General features: G+C 44.9%; 4 protein-coding genes. 1 reads left to right on the top strand and 3 read right to left on the bottom strand.

Annotation, left to right across the window (positions count from 1 at the left end):
- Positions 1 to 266 precede the first annotated feature (266 nt).
- Positions 267 to 641 (top strand): hypothetical protein, encoded by a 375-nt coding sequence (locus FCN80_RS25845; protein ID WP_136993221.1) that lies wholly within the window; start codon positions 267 to 269, stop codon positions 639 to 641.
- 63 nt (positions 642 to 704) lie between these two features.
- Here the strand turns inward: FCN80_RS25845 and FCN80_RS25840 are convergent, their stop codons facing one another.
- The 3 genes from FCN80_RS25840 to FCN80_RS25830 all read right to left on the bottom strand — a co-directional run.
- Positions 705 to 1,112 (bottom strand): type II toxin-antitoxin system HicB family antitoxin, encoded by a 408-nt coding sequence (locus FCN80_RS25840; RefSeq protein ID WP_136993219.1) that lies wholly within the window; start codon positions 1,110 to 1,112, stop codon positions 705 to 707.
- A gap of 48 nt (positions 1,113 to 1,160) precedes the next feature.
- Positions 1,161 to 1,334, bottom strand: coding sequence for a type II toxin-antitoxin system HicA family toxin (locus tag FCN80_RS27570; RefSeq protein ID WP_136993217.1), 174 nt, complete (start codon positions 1,332 to 1,334; stop codon positions 1,161 to 1,163).
- A gap of 50 nt (positions 1,335 to 1,384) precedes the next feature.
- On the bottom strand, positions 1,385 to 1,632 hold a 248-nt coding region (locus FCN80_RS25830), incomplete at its 5' end, for a DNA methyltransferase (RefSeq protein WP_136993216.1).

The following is a 1,632-nucleotide window of genomic DNA, read 5'->3' as shown; positions in this document are numbered from 1 at the left end:
ACGATCCCGATAATGACCGCCGCCTGGCTCCAGTCGATGTGATTAAACCAGTCCATGATTTTCCCTAGCGCGATCAGTAGGCCAGATGACGAATACGCCCCGGCCGTCGATATTTTTTCAGGCATTTTCATGCTCCGTCCTCCTCATTTTCATGAGGTGCATCTCAGCAACAGTTATAATTTAAATAAATAATCCGTCAATAGCTTGTCATGTGTTTTATATTGTGATTGAATAAAATCTCTATAATCAAACAGGAGCCATTCAAAATGTGTCGGGTAAATATTTCATGTAAAAATCAATGCAATAACTCCATTATTAATGAGTTATATGAATATTTAAAGAATTTTTCATCAAGTCATGAAGATTTTTTTCCACATCACGTGACTGTATCAAAGTTCAGTGACGGAATAAATTTCCCTGAAAATTATGAAAAACCAAGAAAAGTTTTCTTTAAAACTAAGATTCGTTTTAGATTGAACGAAAATTTTTCTCTAAAAAATCTATCTGAATTGTTGTTGTGTTTTTTTCAGAAAAAAAATGTGCAAAAAACTTTCAATTTTAAATGTGAAAGCTTTTCTGATCTCAAAAAAATCATCGAAATAAAAACTGTTGGTGTTGCGGTGGATCTTGGAGTTTTATAACAAGATTTTGACTTTTCATGAGAGGCCTCACTTGAATGAGGCCTTTTTCATGCTCACCACCAATTAAGCAGCCTGTAATTCCAACCTCCGGCCAAGCGCCGACATGGCGCGCTGAACGGTATCGATTTTCGTGGAGTGACGCAGGTCAAACAGGCGCGTCACCTCCTGTTTTTTACCGCCCATCCGGGCCGCCAGTTCAACCTGGCTCAACCCGGAATCAATAAACGCGTTCAGCAACATGACCTTTGACGCCACGCTCAACGGCACATCGACATAATCATCGGTCACCTCGCTGGGCACTGGGATTTTTTGGTTGTCCTCGAAATAAAACTCAAACGCCGTCACCAACGCATCAAGCGCGGCAGCCAGCGCTTCATCCCGGCTATCCCCCTGTGTTAATGCCTCGGGAATATCCGGGAACGACACCACGAAACCGCCGGTGTCTGGCTGTAGTTTTACTGGATATCGCATATTGTCTGGGTGAATCTGCGCGAGTACCAGCCCCGGAGGGCTGGTGCTTTACAATCCTAACTGCTTAATGATTGCTTTTCTGAGCGGCTCTTTGATTTCATCTCCGGGGTGCCTCGGCATCACGCTGCGTCGGCCCTGATACCTGAGTTTCAGATGATTGGTGCCGTCTGAAACTTCTACCCCTTGAGATTCAAGCCACCGCCTGAACTCGCGTTGCTTCACCTCTCCACCTGTCTGTTAAACATGGGATTATAGTAAACAATAATGCTTACCTAGTCAACAGTTTTGTTTACTTTAGCGTTAATTTCTTCCTGAGTTTGAAGAAAGCGTTCTTCTTCCAACTCTACGCCAATGACGCTGCGCCCGAGATTCAACGCGGCTTTTATCGTGCTACCCGAGCCCATAAAGAAATCGGCCACTACGTCACCGGGCCGGCTGCTGGCCTGGATGATATGGCGCATCATTGCCGCCGGTTTCTCGCATGGATGTTTGCCGGGGTAATGCTGGACCGGCGGGAATG

It is taken from the genome of Martelella alba (genome assembly GCF_005217455.1).
Classification (GTDB): domain Bacteria; phylum Pseudomonadota; class Gammaproteobacteria; order Enterobacterales; family Enterobacteriaceae; genus Acerihabitans.
Note: the sequence above shows the minus strand (reverse complement) of the source record. Positions and strands in the feature narration are given on the sequence as shown.

Coding starts and splice junctions, on each gene's coding strand:
- FCN80_RS25845 (WP_136993221.1), top strand. CDS start 267: ATGTGTCGGGTAAATATTTCATGTAAAAATCAATGCAATAACTCCATT.
- FCN80_RS25840 (WP_136993219.1), bottom strand. CDS start 1,112: ATGCGATATCCAGTAAAACTACAGCCAGACACCGGCGGTTTCGTGGTG.